This window comes from Streptomyces humi, from assembly GCF_001005085.2.
Classification (GTDB): domain Bacteria; phylum Actinomycetota; class Actinomycetes; order Streptomycetales; family Streptomycetaceae; genus Streptomyces; species Streptomyces humi.
Genome location: NZ_LBMU02000011.1, coordinates 39,259 through 54,502 on the forward strand (window position 1 = coordinate 39,259; position 15,244 = coordinate 54,502).

11 protein-coding genes are annotated in these 15,244 nt (G+C 73.5%); 3 read left to right on the forward strand and 8 right to left on the reverse strand.

Annotated elements, in window-relative coordinates:
- Nucleotides 1–130: 130 nt before the first annotated feature.
- The 3 genes from AAW13_RS03215 to AAW13_RS03225 all read right to left on the reverse strand — a co-directional run bounded on the left by AAW13_RS03215 (nt 131) and on the right by AAW13_RS03225 (nt 3,926).
- Nucleotides 131–508 carry a hypothetical protein gene (locus AAW13_RS03215; RefSeq protein WP_046734732.1) on the reverse strand — a complete coding sequence of 126 codons (378 nt, stop codon included), beginning with the start codon at nt 506–508 and terminating at the stop codon, nt 131–133.
- 4 nt (nt 509–512) lie between these two features.
- The gene (locus AAW13_RS03220) at nt 513–752 is read right to left on the reverse strand and encodes a hypothetical protein (protein ID WP_046734733.1); all 240 of its coding nucleotides are present in this window, start codon (nt 750–752) and stop codon (nt 513–515) included.
- A 72-nt stretch (nt 753–824) separates the two neighbouring features.
- Nucleotides 825–3,926: a glycoside hydrolase family 2 TIM barrel-domain containing protein gene (locus tag AAW13_RS03225; protein ID WP_046734734.1), complete on the reverse strand. Its 3,102-nt coding sequence runs from the start codon at nt 3,924–3,926 to the stop codon at nt 825–827.
- 271 nt (nt 3,927–4,197) lie between these two features.
- Between AAW13_RS03225 and AAW13_RS03230 the strand changes: the two genes are divergently transcribed.
- Nucleotides 4,198–6,579 (forward strand): SpoIIE family protein phosphatase, encoded by a 2,382-nt coding sequence (locus AAW13_RS03230; RefSeq protein WP_046734735.1) that lies wholly within the window; start codon nt 4,198–4,200, stop codon nt 6,577–6,579.
- On the opposite strand, the gene helR is transcribed toward AAW13_RS03230, so the two are convergent.
- The 3 genes from helR to AAW13_RS03245 all read right to left on the reverse strand — a co-directional run bounded on the left by helR (nt 6,556) and on the right by AAW13_RS03245 (nt 10,777).
- On the reverse strand, nt 6,556–8,769 hold the full coding sequence (gene helR / locus AAW13_RS03235) for an RNA polymerase recycling motor ATPase HelR (RefSeq protein ID WP_046734736.1): 2,214 nt from the start codon (nt 8,767–8,769) through the stop codon (nt 6,556–6,558). The genes AAW13_RS03230 and helR overlap by 24 nt on opposite strands.
- Nucleotides 8,770–8,882: 113 nt before the next feature.
- The gene (locus AAW13_RS03240; RefSeq protein ID WP_046733876.1) at nt 8,883–10,085 is read right to left on the reverse strand and encodes a glycosyltransferase; all 1,203 of its coding nucleotides are present in this window, start codon (nt 10,083–10,085) and stop codon (nt 8,883–8,885) included.
- A 143-nt stretch (nt 10,086–10,228) separates the two neighbouring features.
- Nucleotides 10,229–10,777 (reverse strand): RNA polymerase sigma factor, encoded by a 549-nt coding sequence (locus tag AAW13_RS03245; protein ID WP_046733877.1) that lies wholly within the window; start codon nt 10,775–10,777, stop codon nt 10,229–10,231.
- Nucleotides 10,778–10,823: 46 nt separating this feature from the next.
- Between AAW13_RS03245 and AAW13_RS03250 the strand changes: the two genes are divergently transcribed.
- Nucleotides 10,824–12,221, forward strand: a complete 1,398-nt coding sequence (locus AAW13_RS03250) for a serine/threonine-protein kinase (RefSeq protein ID WP_046733878.1) — start codon at nt 10,824–10,826, stop codon at nt 12,219–12,221.
- A gap of 126 nt (nt 12,222–12,347) precedes the next feature.
- The gene (locus tag AAW13_RS03255) at nt 12,348–13,085 is read left to right on the forward strand and encodes a DUF4232 domain-containing protein (RefSeq protein ID WP_046733879.1); all 738 of its coding nucleotides are present in this window, start codon (nt 12,348–12,350) and stop codon (nt 13,083–13,085) included.
- Nucleotides 13,086–13,103: 18 nt separating this feature from the next.
- Here AAW13_RS03255 and AAW13_RS03260 read toward each other — a convergent pair whose 3' ends face one another.
- Nucleotides 13,104–14,138, reverse strand: coding sequence for an SDR family oxidoreductase (locus AAW13_RS03260; protein WP_046733880.1), 1,035 nt, complete (start codon nt 14,136–14,138; stop codon nt 13,104–13,106).
- Nucleotides 14,135–15,184, reverse strand: coding sequence for an aldo/keto reductase (locus AAW13_RS03265; protein ID WP_046733881.1), 1,050 nt, complete (start codon nt 15,182–15,184; stop codon nt 14,135–14,137). The genes AAW13_RS03260 and AAW13_RS03265 overlap by 4 nt, the downstream gene beginning before the upstream one ends.
- Nucleotides 15,185–15,244 lie beyond the last annotated feature (60 nt).

A 15,244-nucleotide genomic window follows, 5' to 3' on the forward strand; every position in this document is an offset into this window, starting at 1 on the left:
CCCTCCTCGTACGGCCCCGCGCAGAACGGCGGCTCTCCTGCGCGAAACAGGCCGCCGGCCCCGTTCCTCCCGCCCTCGGCCGGCGGCCCCGAGGAGGGGTGGCGGCCCGCCCCCGTTTGTCCGGACGGGGTCAGAGCTGCCAGGAACGGAGCCGGTCCGCCGCGGCGTAGACGTCGGCCTTGCCGCTGATCAGGTCGCGGGCCAGGTCGACGAGGGCGCCGTGGGGCGGGTCGATGCCGGCGCCGCCGGCGGACATGTAGGCCACCGCGGTCGCGCAGGCGAACCGGGCGTTGGCCGCGGGCAGCGGCTTGAGCAGGGCGAGGGTGTGCAGCAGGGCCGCCGCCCGCCAGGCCGGGTCGGAGTCGACGCCGAGCCGGGGCGGGTCGACCCGGTGCCGGGCGACGGCGGCGACCAGCGCGGAGAGGTCGGTGACGGCGGGCTGCTCCGGCAGCACTTCCTGATGGCGCTGGAGCAGCCAGGGCACGTCGATGTGGAGGACCGGCGGCATGGGTTCAGGCGACCTCGCCCTTCGCCGGCGGCTCGTCGTCCGGGAAGGCGGCCGCGAACTCGGCGGCGTGGGCCGCGAAGAAGCGGCGGAACTCCTGCTCCCCCTGCTGCAAAGCCCGGTGCCGGGCGATGTCGGCGGCGGCCGCGTCACGCACGAGGGCCTTCATGGACGTACCCCGCTCCTTGGCGATCTGCCGGAGGTCCTCGAGTTCGCGGTCGCTGAACTCCACATTCAGAGCTGGCATGTTCGTTACGCTACCGCGAGGGTACTTACCCGTAAATACCAGCAGGTGAAGGGCAGATCCTCCAGGTACCCGTCAGATGTCGAGCCTGCTGATCCGCACCGCGCCCGAGGGCTGTCCCGGGTGGGCGCTGGTGAGGGTCAGGCGGAGCCGGGAACCGCGCGCCGCGGTGAACGTGACGACGGTCGGGGTGTCCGAGGCGGTGGCCCAGTCCACCGCCGTACCGTCCACGGGCCGGTAGGTCCGTCCGTCCCAGACCGCCACCCCGACCGCCGCGGGCAGCGCGTGGGTGCCGTCCACGGTGAAGGAGACCTCCACCCGGTCGAAGGTGCGGGTGCGGCCGAAGTCGACCGACACCCAGTCCCCGGTCCGGGCGCCGCTGAAGGCGGGCAGCAGCGCGGTGGCCGACTTGGCGAACGCGTTGGACCAGCCGGTCGCCGGGTCGCCGTCGAGCATGGCGGCCGGCAGGGTGTCCGCGCGGCCGGAGTAACTGGCGTCCGCGAAAGGGTGGTCCGGCGGCGCCGGGTGGTCGGGACCGAAGTCCGGTGCGGGGGTGCGGGCCACCGCACGGGCCGGGTCGGTGCGCAGGGTGACGGTGTCGCCGCGCAGTCCGTCCACCCGCGCGCGCACCCTGAGGACACCCCGCCCGGTCCCGGAGCGGACCACGGCGAGCGCCTTGCCGTGGAAGGCGGTCCGGGTGCTCGCCTGGTAGCGCTCGGCGCTCTCCTCGCGGCCGTTGTCGAGGCCGGCGATCGAGCCGCCGGTCACGTCGAAGGAGATGAGGTGCTCGGCGTCGGGCACCGGCACGCCGTGCGCGTCGACGATCTCGGCGGTCACGAAGGCGAGCGAACGGCCGTCGCCGGGAAGGGACCGGCGGTCGGCGGTGAGGCGTACGGCGTGCGGGTCGCCCGCGGTGCGCAGCACGTCGGTGGCGACCACCCTGCCGTCGCGCCGGGCCACCGCCTTCAGCTCGCCGGGCCGGTACGGCACCCGCCAGGTCAGGTGCAGCTTGCCGGCGCTGCCGTTCGGGCTGGTGTAACTGCCCGGGTAGGGGCCGGTGGTGAAGGTCTTGTCGTCACCGGTGGCCTCGGTGGTCTCCAGGTAGGTGCGGCCGTCGGTGGTCGTCTTGGTGTCGAACTCCCGCACGCCCAGCGACTCCCCGTTCAGGAACAGCTCGACGGAGGGCACGTTGGCGTACGCCCACACCTCGACCGTGTCCCCGGCGCCGTGGTTCCAGCTCATCGGCACGAGGTGCACCATCGGCTCGCTCGTCCACTGGCTGCGGAAGAGGTGGTACATGTCCTTCGGGAAGCCCGCGGTGTCGACGGCGCCGAAGAAGGACGACTTCACCGGGAACACGTCGTACGGCGTCGGCTCGCCGATGTAGTCGATGCCCGACCACAGGAACTGGCCCGCGAACCACCCGCGGTCCCGGTCCTTCTTGTGGCCGTACTCGCCGCTCATCGTCCAGGAGGCCAGGTTGTTGTCGTAGGACGAGGTCGCGCGGCGGCCGGGGGTGTGGTTCTCCCCCGTGTTGAGGTGCTCCGGTTCCTGGTACGCGCCTCGGGTCGAGGTCTCCGAGGAGGACTCGGACTCGAAGAGGAACAGGTGCGGGTAGGCCGCGTGCAGCGCGTCCACGGATCTGGCGGTGTTGTAGTTGAGGCCCAGTCCGTCGAGCTTGGCGAGCATCAGGTCGGCGGCCGAGCCCGCCTTCGGCACACTGCGGTACTTGTCGGAGCCGATGACCAGCGGGCGGGTGTCGTCGGCGGCCCTGATGGCGGCGATGATCCGGTCGGCCATGGCGAGGCCCGCCGTGGAGGTGGAGTCGGGGATCTCGTTGCCGATGGACCACAGCACCACGGCGGGCGAGTTGCGGGCGGCGAGCACCATCTCGGTGGCGTCGGCCTCGCACCACTCGTCGAAGAACCGGCCGTAGTCGTACCTGGTCTTGCCGGTCTTCCAGCAGTCGAAGGCCTCCACCATCATCACGATGCCCAGTTCCTCGCAGACCTCGATCATCTGCGGCGAGGGCGGGTTGTGCGAGGTGCGGAACGCGTTGACGCCCATCGACTTCATGATGGTCATCTGTCTGCGCACCGCGTCGGCGCTGATCGCCGCGCCGAGCGCGCCCTGGTCGTGGTGGAGGTCGACGCCCTTGATCTTGGTGTGGGCACCGTTGAGGGAGAAGCCCTCGTCGGGGTCGAAGCGGTACCGACGGACGCCGAAGACGGTCCGGTAGGTGTCGACGGTGGTGCCGCCGACGCGGAGTTCGGTGTGCAGGGTGTAGCGGTGCGGGCTCTCGGTCCCCCACAACCTCGGTTCCCTGACGGTCAGTTCGTGCGTCTCGGCACTCTCGCCCGAACCGCCGACGGTGATTGTGGTGGCGGTCCGGGCGACGGTACGGCCGTCCGCGTCGGCGATCCGGGAGCGCACCTCCACGTCCGCGCCCCGGCCGGACGCGTCGACGACGGCCGTCCGCACCCGCACCACGGCCCGCTCGGCGGTGATGTCCGGTGTGGTGACGTACGTCCCCCAGCGCGCCACGTGCACCGGCTCGGTCACCACCAGCCGGGCCTCGCGGTAGATGCCGCTGCCCGAGTACCAGCGACTGCTGGGCAGTTGGTTCTGCACCTTGACCGCGAGGACGTTCACGGTGCTGCCGTCGGTGTGCAGCAGACCGGTGAGGTCGAGGGCGAAGCCGGTGTAACCGTACGGGTGACGGCCCACCTGGGTGCCGTTGCAGTACACGTATGAGTCCATGTAGACGCCGTCGAACTCCACCGAGACGCGCTTTCCGGCGTAGCCGGGCGGCAGCGTGAAGGCGAGCCGGTACCAGCCGAGGCCGCCCGGGAAGAAGCCGGTGCCGCTGGTGGTGCCGTGGTCGGTGGTGGGGGTCTGCTCGATGCTCCAGTCGTGCGGTACGGCGACCTGCCGCCAGGCCGAGTCGTCGTACCCGGGGTCCGCCGCGCCCGCGTAGGCGCCGGTCGGGTCCGTGATCCCGCCCGGATCGACCAGCGCGAAGCGCCAGCCGTCCCGCAGGGCGACCGTGCGCCGGCCGGTGACCTGCGTGGACGTGTCCGGTCCCGGAACCGCCCAGGCGTCCGGCGCGCCGAGCAGGGCGCCGGCCGTCGGGGCTGCCGTGGCGGCTGCCAGAACCGATCTGCGAGTGACCGTCATGGTGCGGCTCTCCCTCATCAGGGCCCAGAACTACTCACAACTGATCGTGACCAAACAGATTCTGACGGTGTGGCACTTGTGGCCGTCAAGGGTCGGGAAGCGGTCCGCTCCGCCTTTCGTCCCGTCGGCCGGTTCCCGTTCGGCACCCCGGACGGGGGGCCGAACCGGCCCGACGGCCGCCGCCGCTTGTCGGTCGCGGGCGGGCCCGACGCACTACCCTGAACACGAGTGGTGCACCTGTTGACTGTGAGTGTGCCTTGGGAGTGGCGAGATGAGCCGGGTCTATCCGTTCGACGATGCGGCGACGGCCCGGGCTGTCATCGACGAGAACGGCACGCTGGTCGAGTGGAACGAGGGCGCGCGGCGGCTCCTCGGCCACCCGGCCGACGAGGTCGTGGGCCGGTCCGCGGCGCGGCTGCTCGCCGGCGACGCCACCGTGTCCGTACCCGCCGGCGCCCGCTGGGACGGCGTGCTGGGACTGCGCCACCGGGACGGCCGTACGCTGCCGGTCTGGCTGCTCGCCCACCACCGCACCGCGAGCGACGAGCGCCCCGGCCACTGGCTGGTGGTCTCCCCGCTGGACGGCGGCGGCCCCAGCGGCCCGGACGACCCGCTGGACAGGGCGGTGCTGATGCAGTCGCCGTGCGCCGTCGCCGTCTACGACGAGCAACTGCGGCTGCGCCGGGTGAACGAGGCGATGGCCGAGGTCATCGGGCTGCCCGAGGCACACATCCGGGGCCTGCGGATCGAGGAGATCGGCGGCCGGCCGCAGAGCGAGGAACTGGAGCGGAACATGCTCCGGGTGCTGACCTCGGGCCGCCCGCTGGACGTCCAGACCTACACGCGCACCGGCGGCGAGGACGTGGCACACGCCTGGCTGGCCCGGATGGCGCCGGTCACCGACGCGGCGGGACGGGTGCGCGGGGTGTGTCTGGCCGCGCACGACTTCACCGAGAACTACCTGGCCAGGGAGCGGCTCCAGCTGGTCAACGAGGCGAGCGTGCGGATCGGCAGCACCCTGGACGTCGCCCGGACGGCGCAGGAGCTCGCCGACGTGTGTGTGCCCGCGCTCGCCGACTTCGTCACCGTCGACCTGCTGGACCCGCAGGAGTACGGCGGCGATCTGCCGGTGCGGCTGTGGGCACCGCTCACGCTGCGCCGCACCGCGCACCAGTCGGTGCTGCCCGGCATCCCCGAGGCGGTGCTCAAGCCCGGGCACACCGAGTCCTACCCGGCCTTCTCCCCGCAGGCCGACTCCCTGATCGCGGGGCGCACGATCGTGGCCTCCGTGCCGTCCGGCGACATGACGAAGTGGCTCACCTGGCACCGGGCGCGCGCCGAGCGGGTGCGCGAGTTCGGCGTGCACGCCTCGATGGCGGTGCCGATCCAGGCGCGCGGGGTGACCCTGGGGGTCGCGGTGCTCACCCGGCACCGGCGGCCCGACCCGTTCACCGCGGACGACGTGCTGCTGGCGGAGGAGATCACGGCCCGGGCCGCCGTCTGCATCGACAACGCCCGCCGCTTCTCCCGCGAGCGCGAGACCGCGCTGGCCCTGCAACGCAGTCTGCTGCCCCGGACGCTGCCGCACACCGCCGCCCTGCGGGCCGCGTCGCGTTATCTGCCGGCGGCCCGGGCCGGAGTGGGCGGCGACTGGTTCGACGTGATCCCGTTGTCCGGGCTGCGGGTGGCCATGGTGGTCGGGGACGTGGTCGGCCACGGGGTGCAGGCCTCGGCGACCATGGGCCGGCTAAGGACCGCCGTACGCACCCTGGCCGACATCGACCTGGCCCCGGACGAGCTGCTCACCCACCTCGACGACCTGGTGCTCCGGCTCTCCGAGGAACAGGGGGGCGAGGGCAGTCCCGGGGAGGTCGGCGCGACCTGCCTGTACGCCGTCTACGACCCGGTGTCCCGGCGCTGCACGCTGGCCCGGGCCGGCCACCCGCTCCCCGTCGTACTGCGCCCCGGCGGCCGGCTCCACGAGGTGGACCTGCCCGCGGGCCCCCCGCTGGGCCTGGGCGGGCTGCCCTTCGAGTCGACCGAGATCGAACTGCCCGAGGGCACCGTGCTGGCCATGTTCACGGACGGGCTGATCACCTCCCGGCACCTGGACCCGGACACCGGTCGCCGGCTCCTGCACGAGGCACTGGCCGCGTACAGCGACTCCCTGGACGAGACCTGCGACCGGATCCTGCACGCCCTCCTGCCGTCGGGCGGTGCCGCCGACGACGTGGCCCTGCTGCTGGCCCGCACCCAGAGCCTGCCGGCGTCCCGGGTGGCGACCTGGGACGTCCCCGCCGATCCCGCCCTGGTCGGGCAGATTCGCAAGCGGGTCGTGGAGCAGCTGGACGTGTGGGACCTGAGCGCGGCCGCCTTCACCGCGGAGCTGGTGGTCAGCGAACTGGTCACCAACGCCATCCGGTACGGCGCCCACCCGATCCGGCTGCGGCTGATCCACGACACGACCACGCTGATCTGCGAGGTCTCCGACACCAACCACACGGCCCCGCACCTGCGCCGGGCCAAGACCTGGGACGAGGGCGGCCGGGGCCTGCTGCTGGTCGCTCAGCTCACCCAGCGCTGGGGCAGCAGACACACCCCCGAGGGCAAGACGATCTGGGCCGAACTGTCACTGCTCGACCAGGACGGCTGACCCCGCCGGACCCGCCGGGGCACCGCTCGTGAGGATCACCAGTTGCCGGGTCGCGCGGGTCATCGCCACGTAGCGGTCGACGGCGCCCTCGACACCCTCGCCGAACTCCGCCGGGTCCACCAGGACCACCAGGTCGAACTCCAGGCCCTTCGAGAGCGCCGGGGGCAGCGATCCGACCCGGTCGGTGGCGGGGAAGCCGGGGGCGCCGATCACGCAGGCGGTGCCGCCGGCGTGGGCGGCGAGCCAGCGGTCAACGACCGCGTCCAGCTCGGACGCGGAGCCGTGGACCACGGGCAGGCCGCCGCGGCGGATCGAGGTCGGCACGTTGGCGTCGGGCAGCACCGCCCGGATGACCGGCTCGGCCTCCGTCATGATCTCCTCGGGCGTGCGGTAGTTGATGCTCAGCGAGGCCATGGTGATCCGGTCGAACCCGACCCGCTCCAGGCGTTCCCGCCACGACTCGGTGAATCCGTGCCGGGCCTGGGCGCGGTCGCCGACGATCGTGAAGCTGCGGGACGGGCAGCGCTGCAACAGCATCTGCCACTCCGCGTCGGTGAGTTCCTGGGCCTCGTCCACGACGATGTGCGCGAACGGCCCGGCGAGCAGGTCCGGGGTGACGGTGGACAGTTCGGACTCGTCGACCAGGCTGACCCGGGCGTCCGCGCCGCGCAACATCCTGACCAGACCCTCGCCGTCGTCACCGTCGGCGCCCGAGTCGGCGACCGCCCCGATCAGGTTGTCCACGACCTGCGCCATCCGCTCGCGCTGCGCGGCGAGGACGGCCTGCCGCCGCTGCCCGCGCCGGGCCGCCTCCGGGTCGCCGAGCCGCTGCCGGGCCGCGTCCAGGAGCGGCAGGTCGGAGACGGTCCAGGCGTGCGCGTCGGCGCGCTGCAACGTCCGCACGTCGTCCCGGCCGAGCCAGGGGGCGCACATCCGCAGGTAGGCGGGCACCGTCCAGAGGTCCCCGACCAGGTCGGCCGGATCCAGCAGCGGCCAGGCCCGGTGGAGGGCGTCGACCAGGTCCCGGTCCCGCCGGACGGACGCGAGGAATTGCTCGGGCGTGACGTCCTCACCGGCGCACCTGTCCAGCAGGATGGTGGCCAGTTCCTCCCAGATCTGGTCGCGGGCCTCGTTGTGCGGGGTGCCCGGCGCCGGTGCGCGGAACGCGTCGGCCCAGTCGTCGGCGGTCAGCCGCAGGTCGCCCCAGTCGGTGCCGACCGTCATCGCCTCGGTGGGCGGCTCCTCGTAGAAGCGGACCGCCGTCTCGATCGCCCGCACCATCTCCGCGGACGACTTCAGCCGCGCCACCTCGGGGTCGGCCTCGGGGGCCGCGTCGGCGCCCTCGTCGACGAGGTCGGCCAGGACGCAGGTCTGCACGCCCTCCTCGCCGAGGCTGGGCAGCACGTCGGAGACGTAGTTCAGGTAGGGCCGGTGCGGGCCGACGAACAGCACCCCGCCGCGCCGGTGGCCGAGGCGGGGGTCGGCGTACAGGAGGTGGGCGGTGCGGTGCAGGGCGACGACGGTCTTGCCGGTGCCCGGACCGCCGTCGACGACGAGGGCGCCCCGGGACCCGGCGCGGATGACGGCGTCCTGGTCGGCCTGGATGGTGGCGAGCACGTCACGCATGCGTGCGGACCGGTCGGCGCCGAGGCTCGCCACGAAGGCCGACTGGTCGTCGAGCGCCGCGTGCCCGTCGAGCCCGTCGGCGGTGAACACCTCGTCCCAGTAGTCGCTGACCCGGCCGTCCGTCCAGCGGTACCTGCGGCGGCTGCGCAGCCCCATCGGGTCGGCGTGGGTCGCCGCGAAGAACGGCTCGGCGGCCGGGGATCGCCAGTCGAGCAGCAGCCGGCGGCCCTCGCCGTCGGTGAGGCCGAGCCGGCCGATGTAGACGGGCTCGGGGTCGTCGGCGGGGACGATGTGCCCGAGGCACAGGTCCAGGCCGAAGCGGCGCAGGGTGCGCAGCCGTCCGGTCAGCCGGTGGATCTCGGTGTCCCGGTCCATCGCGGCCCGGCCGGTGCCGCCGGGCGCCCTGAGCTCGGCGTCGAGCCGCTCGGACAGTTCGGCGATGGACTGCGCGAGACAGTCGGCGACGGCGGCGAAGTGCCGCTCGTCACCACCGATCAGCACCGGATCGGCCTTGGCGGAGAGACGTTCGGGCAGCTCGAAGGCACGGGTGGTGAGGGGGTTCACTGCATCAGCTCCAGGAGAGGGCCGCCCGTCCGGGGATGCGGACGGGCGGAGCGCCCGACCGGACATGACGGACGGGGCCGTGGGGGCGGGCGCGGGGGTGCGGGAGGGGTGGGTCAGCTGCCGTCGAGGAGCATGCGGGCCGCCACCGTCGCGCCGTCGGCGCGGATCGAGGGGGCCACGGCGGTGGCGCGGGCGCGGGTCTCGGGGGTGAGGGCCGTGGCGAGCGCGGCCGAGAGGGTGTCGACGGTGGGGGTCGGGCCCTCGTGGGCCGCCCCGATGCCCAGTGCGGCCACCCGGGCGGCCCAGTGCGGCTGGTCGACGACCTGGGGAACGACCACCTGGGGCGCCCCCGCCAGGGCCGCGGTCGTCGTCGTGCCGGCACCGCCGTGGTGCACGACGGCCGCCACCCGGCGGAACAGTGCCTGGTGGTTGACCTCACCGGTCACGAAGCAGTCGTCCGATGCGCCGCCCGGGTTCAGTTCCGCCCAGCCGTGCCCGACGAGCACCCGGTGGCCCTGGGCGCGCACCGACTCGACGGCCACCCGGGCGGCGTCCGGCGCGCCGCGCATGGCCATGCTGCCGAAGCCGACGTACACCGGCGGTGGGCCGGCTTCCAGGAAGGCCGTCAGCTCGGCCGGGAGCGGGCGGTCGTCCGGCAGGACCCACGCCCCGGTCTGCACGAGGTCGAGATCCGTCATGTCCTGCCAGGGGGCCAGGAACGGGTCGGCCGCCAGCCAGGGCCGGTCGGTGAGGACGTGGTCACGGACGTTGTCCACCGGGGGCAGGCCGAGCGCGGCCCGGTGCGTGTTGAGCGCCTGCCCGTACAGGGCGTTCACCCGCTCGGCGTCCACCTTCCACAGCGTCGCCAGGTCGGCGTCGGCGGGGTCCGGGCGGCCCGGCCGGCGCGCCGGCGGGAACCGCGAGGACGGCAGCCCGGCCGTGTGGTAGCAGGCCAGCACGTAGCGGATGCCCAGTTTCTCGGCGACCGACCGCGCCCCGGCCGGCATCAGCCCGGTCGCCACCAGCGCGTCGCACCCCTCGGCCGCCGGAGCCACCGTGTCGAAGTGCGCGGCGACCAGTTCGGGAGCGAGCTTGAAGGCGTCCCCGGGCGACGGGTTCGGCCTGGTCACCAGCGCTCGTACGGACGGACCGAACGGCACGTGCGGTACCCCCGCACGGGCCAGCAGCTCGGCGAACTCCGCGTCCGGCGGTGCGCACACCCGCACCTCGGCCCCGAGCGAACGCAGCGCCGCCCCGAGGCCCGCCAACGGCTCGACGTCCCCGCGCGACCCGTACCCCATCAGCAAAACACGCACTCGACACATCCCCCATCACCGCGGTTCCTGTCTTCGGCCTGCGATTTTGCGGGACAAGGGGGGCCTTGCGGCAAGCCCCCCAGTGCGCTATACGTTGAGAAGGGAGAGGGAAAGGGGCCGCCGGTGCGCGGCCCTCAGTGCTGTCAGGGCGCGCTGAGCCACGGCCGGACCTGCTTGCGTGCCTCGTGCAGCCGCGACTTCAGCGTCCCCAGCGGGATCCCCACCCGCTCCGCGACTTCCGCGTAGTCCAGCTGGCAGATGTCCCGGTAGACGAGGGGCGCGACCAGCTGCGGGTGCTCCCGCTCCAGCCGGTCCAGTGCCTCCAGCAGGTCGATCCGGGAGCCCGCGATCACGCTGGTGGTGCGCGGGTCGACGTACTGGGCCGGTTCGATGGCCGCCGGCTGTTCGGCCGCCCGCCGCTTCAGGTCGCGGTACTTCTGCCGGGAGCAGTTCGCGACGACCGTGTAGAGCCAGGTGCTGAAGCGGCTGCGGCCCTCGAACGTGGCGATCTTCCGGGAGATCTGGAGCAGCACGTCCTGGGCGGCTTCCTCGGCGTCCTCACGGCACGGCAGGAAGCGCCCGCAGCGCCGTACGACGTCGGGCCAGACCTCGGTCAGCAACTGGTTCAGGGCCCGCTGGTCGCCCGCGGCGGCCCGCCGGGCGAGGTCTTCGGTCAGCGCGGCGTCCGGCACGGGAGGTCCCCCTCGAAGTCGATCTCAGGCCAGGCATGATAGTCGTATGCAACCCCTGGAGCGGATCGGCCGCTATCGCCTCGAACGGCGCCTGGGCACCGGTGCCTTCGGGACGGTCTGGCTCGCCCACGACGACCAGCTGGACGCCCCGGTCGCGGTGAAGGTCCTCGCCGACAACTGGTCCCACCGTCTCGACATCCACGACCGTTTCCTGTCCGAGGCGCGACTGCTGCGCCGGGCCGACTCGAAGCGGGTGGTGCAGGTCTACGACATCGGCGAACTCCCGGACGGACGGCCGTACTTCGTGATGGAGTACGCCGACGCGGGCACCCTGGCCGACCTGCTCGCCGGCGGCCCGCTGCCGGTGCCGGACGCGTTGCGGCTGACCTCGCTGGCGGCGCGCGGCGCGGCGGACCTGCACGAGGCGGGGATCGTGCACCGTGACATCAAGCCGACCAACGTGCTGCTGCGCACCGCGCCGGACGGCACCAGGCGGGTGCTGCTGGCCGACCTGGGGCTGGCGAAGAGCCTGGCGCAGGCGTCCGGGCTCACCCTCGCCGCCGGTTCGGCGGGCTACCAGCCACCGGAGCAGGCCCAGCCCGGCGAGGGCATCGACGCCCGCGCCGACATCTACGCCCTGGGCGCGGTGGGCTACGAGCTGGTGACCGCGACGGTGCCGGGGGCGCCGGGGCGGGTGGTGCTCCCGGAGCGGCTGCGGCCGGACCTCGCGGAGGACGTGCAGCGGGCGCTGATGCGGGCCATGGAGCCGGACCGGCAGCGGCGCTGGCCCACCGCGCACGCCTTCGCGGACGAGCTGGACCGGCTGGCGGCCCGCTCCGCGGCCCGGCGGCCGAAGCGGCTGGACGGTGTCCGGCGGCGGCTCAACGCGGTCACGCTCACCCTCGCCGCGGTCCTCGCGGCCGGCGGCACCGCGGTCGGGGTCACCCTGCTGCACCGGGGTGGGACGGCGGACGGCGAGACGCGGGTCGCCGACTCGACCGGGCGGCTGGTGGCCGAGGTGCCGTCCGGGTGGGCGGGCGAGCTGCGGAACTCCGGCTGGAACCCGCAGGCCCTCGGGCTGGCGTCGGGTCACGAGCCGGGCCTGGAGGTCGCCGACGACGTGTCGCGGTGGCAGGACCTGACGACCGGCGTGAACGGCGTCTTCATCGGCCTGAGCGAGCACGGCGACGTCACGGCCGAGGTGAACGCGCTGTCCCACTCCGGCTGCCGGTACGACGGCAGCCGTGCCTTCACCGGTACCGCCTGGAAGGGCCGGGTGCGGACCTGGAGCGGCTGTTCCGGCGCGGGCGGCTCGATCCAGGAGGCGGCCCTCGTCCCGGCCGGCGGGGACGCCCAGCCCCAGGTGTACGTGCAGGTGCGGCAGAAGGGCGCCGCGGACGGCCATACCACGGACGGCATACTCCGGTCGCTCCGGGTCACCTGACCCGATGAAATATCAGCGTGCCCCGAACTTTTCCGCCGCTCGTCGCATCGGATGGTGGTGACGGCGCACGCCGCGCCGCGGGCACGCCTCGAACGCATGCCATGACCTCCAGGAGTGTTGAGAAAGATGGCGCACACGTCCCAGTCCTCGCGGCGCGGGGCGGCCCTGCTCGTGAGCACGGTCGCCGCTCTGGGCCTCCTGACCGCCTGCGGCAACGGCGGCCAGGGCAAGACCCCGGAGTCGGTCTCGGGCACGGCCGCGCCCGCGACCGGCAACTCGGCGGGTCCGGGCGACTCCGGCACGGCTTCCGGCACGGCTTCCGGCACGGCGGGCACCGGTTCCCCGTCGTCGGGGACGGCCGGCTCGGCGACCGGCTCGGCGACCGGCGACTCCGCGAACGGGGGCGGCTCGACGGGCGGCGGTGGCACCACCACCGCGAGCAGCACCCGCTGTCACACCTCCGATCTGAACGCCTCGGTGGGCGGCAACGACCCGGGGGCCGGCCAGGAGAACTTCCCGATCGTGCTCACCAACACCTCGCCCCGCACCTGCACCGTGCGCGGCTATCCGGGCGCCGCCTTCGTGACCGCCTCCGGCACCCAGCTCGGCCCGGACCCGCAACGGGAGACCGGCACCACCGCCCGGACGATCACCCTCGAGTCCGGGCAGAGCGCCTGGGCGGGGCTGACCTTCTCCAGCCCGGACATCAGCGGTGCCAAGACGGCGACCCCGGCGTCGCTGCTGATCACTCCGCCCGACGAGAAGAACTCGCTGAAGGTCGCCTGGAAGGGCGGCCCGGTCCCCGTCTCCGGCAACTCCTCCGCGGTGCGCCTCAACGTGTTCAGCGCCGGCACCGGCGCCTGATCACCCCTCTCGGTCCGGTCAGCTCCCGAGGCCGTGGGCGAGGAGGCTCTCGGCGGTCTCCGTGACGGTGTCTTCGATGGGGCGCGCCCGCCATCCGAGGAGCCGTTCCGCCTTGGCGCTCGTGGCGTCGAGGTCCCGGCCGAGCTGGTGCCTGAGCAGGCGCAGTTCCGGGTTCACGGCGCCCAGTGCGCGGGCGAGCCACACGGGCATCTCACGGGTGGGAGCGTGCGCGGCGCGCTCCCCCAGGCGGTCCCGCAGGATGCGCGCGATCTCGACGACGCGCAGGCTGGGCCCGGCGGTGGCGAGGAAGCGCTGGCCGGCGGCCGCCGGGTCGGTCATCGCCCGCAGGTGCAGATCGGCGACGTCGCGCACGTCGACGAAGCCCATCCCGAAGGGAGGGCAGGCGGGAACCCGTCCTTCGAGCATCCTGCGCACGAGCCGCAGGGACGGCGGGTCGTCCGGGCCGAGCAGTGGCCCGAGGACGCCCACGGGATGGACCGCCGCCAGTTCCATACCGCCGCCCTCGTCCTCGACGAACCGCCAGGCGGCGCGCTCGGCGAGGGTCTTGGACCGCTGGTAGGGCGGGATGTCGCTGTCGACGTCCGTCCAGTCCTCCTCGGTGAAGGGGGCCGAGCGCGGCGGATGCCCGATCCCGACGGCACCGAAGGCGCTCGTCAGGACGGTCCGGCGGACACCGGCGTCGCGGCCGGCGCGCAGCACCCGCAGGACGCCCTCCCGGGCCGGGACCACCAGCGCGTCGTCGTCCGCCGGCGTACCGCGCAGGGTCGGCGAGGCCACGTGCAGGACGTACGCGCAGCCGGCGACGGCGGTGTCCCAGCCGTCCGGGTGTTCCAGGTCGGCCCGTACGACCGTGAGGCGGTCGTCGTCGAACGGCGTGGCCGCGTGCAGCCAGGACCGCAGGGTGGGCTCCCGCCGCGGGTCGCGGACTGTGGTGCGGACGGTGTACCCGGCGTCCAGCAGTGCCAGGACGCACCGGCTCCCGATGAATCCGGTGCCTCCGGTGACCAGGACCGGTGTCGTCGGCGCCCTCATGCGAGTGCCATGCCGGGGATGCGCCGGCGGACGGCCTCCAGCTCGGCTTCGTCCGAGACGCCCTGCCAGTCGTACCGCGGGGTGTACGGGGCCTCCAGGGCGCGCACCTCGTCGTCGGTGAGTTCGACGTCGAGGGAGGCCACGGCCTCGTCGATCTGCCGGGTCGAGCCGGCGCCGACCAGCGGTGCGGTGACGACCGGCTGGCGGCGCAGCCAGGCGAGCGCGATCTGTGCGCGGCTGACGCCGCGGGCGTCCGCCACCTGCCCGACCCCGTCGATGATCGCGCGGTTGGACGCCTCCTCAGCGGGCGTGTAGAGCATGTCCGCGTACGCGCCGTCCGTCTCGGAGCGCGGCGTCGCGCGGGCGTCGTCCCAGGCGCGGGCGAGACGGCCGCGGGCCAGCGGGGACCAGATGACCGTGCCGACGCCCTCGTCGAGGCAGAGCGGGATCATCTCGCGCTCCTCCTCGCGGGCGAGGAGGTTGTAGTGGTCCTGCATGGACACGAACCGCGCCCAGCCGTGCTGCTTCTGGAGGTGCAGGGCCTTCGCGAACTCCCACGCGTGCATGGACGAGGCGCCGAGGTAGCGGACCTTGCCGGCCTTCACGAGGTCGCTGAGCGCCTCGAGGGTCTCCTCCCACGGGGTGGTCCGGTCGTTGCGGTGGATCTGGTAGAGGTCGATGTGGTCGGTGCCGAGCCGACGCAGCGAATGCTCGACCTCGGTCATCACCGCCTTCCGTGACAGCCCCCGTCCGTTCGCTCCCGGCCGCATCGGGTGGCGCAGCTTCGTGGCGATCACCACCTCGTCGCGGTCGGCGAAGTCCTTGAGCGCCCGGCCGAGGATCTCCTCGCTGGAGCCGTTCGAGTACATGTTCGCGGTGTCGAAGAAGTTGATCCCCGCCTCCAGCGCGTGCCGGACGAGCGGCCGGGCCTCCTCCTCGCCCTTCGACCAGACGGGGTGCCCGCGGTCGGGCTCGCCGTAGGTCATCGCCCCGACGGCGATCGGTGAGACGTCCAGGCCCGTGGTGCCGAGCTTGATGTAGCGCATGGTGCCCCTCTAAAATAAGTGGAGAGCTCTCCGGATAACGTAGTGGAGAGTTCTCCACTT

Excerpts from the sequence above, each read along its gene's own strand:
- AAW13_RS03220 (WP_046734733.1), bottom strand. The coding sequence starts at position 752 with ATGCCAGCTCTGAATGTGGAGTTCAGCGACCGCGAACTCGAGGACCTC.
- AAW13_RS03260 (WP_046733880.1), bottom strand. The coding sequence starts at position 14,138 with ATGAGGGCGCCGACGACACCGGTCCTGGTCACCGGAGGCACCGGATTC.
- AAW13_RS03230 (WP_046734735.1), top strand. The coding sequence starts at position 4,198 with ATGAGCCGGGTCTATCCGTTCGACGATGCGGCGACGGCCCGGGCTGTC.
- AAW13_RS03250 (WP_046733878.1), top strand. The coding sequence starts at position 10,824 with ATGCAACCCCTGGAGCGGATCGGCCGCTATCGCCTCGAACGGCGCCTG.
- AAW13_RS03265 (WP_046733881.1), bottom strand. The coding sequence starts at position 15,184 with ATGCGCTACATCAAGCTCGGCACCACGGGCCTGGACGTCTCACCGATC.
- AAW13_RS03225 (WP_046734734.1), bottom strand. The coding sequence starts at position 3,926 with ATGACGGTCACTCGCAGATCGGTTCTGGCAGCCGCCACGGCAGCCCCG.
- AAW13_RS03215 (WP_046734732.1), bottom strand. The coding sequence starts at position 508 with ATGCCGCCGGTCCTCCACATCGACGTGCCCTGGCTGCTCCAGCGCCAT.
- AAW13_RS03255 (WP_046733879.1), top strand. The coding sequence starts at position 12,348 with ATGGCGCACACGTCCCAGTCCTCGCGGCGCGGGGCGGCCCTGCTCGTG.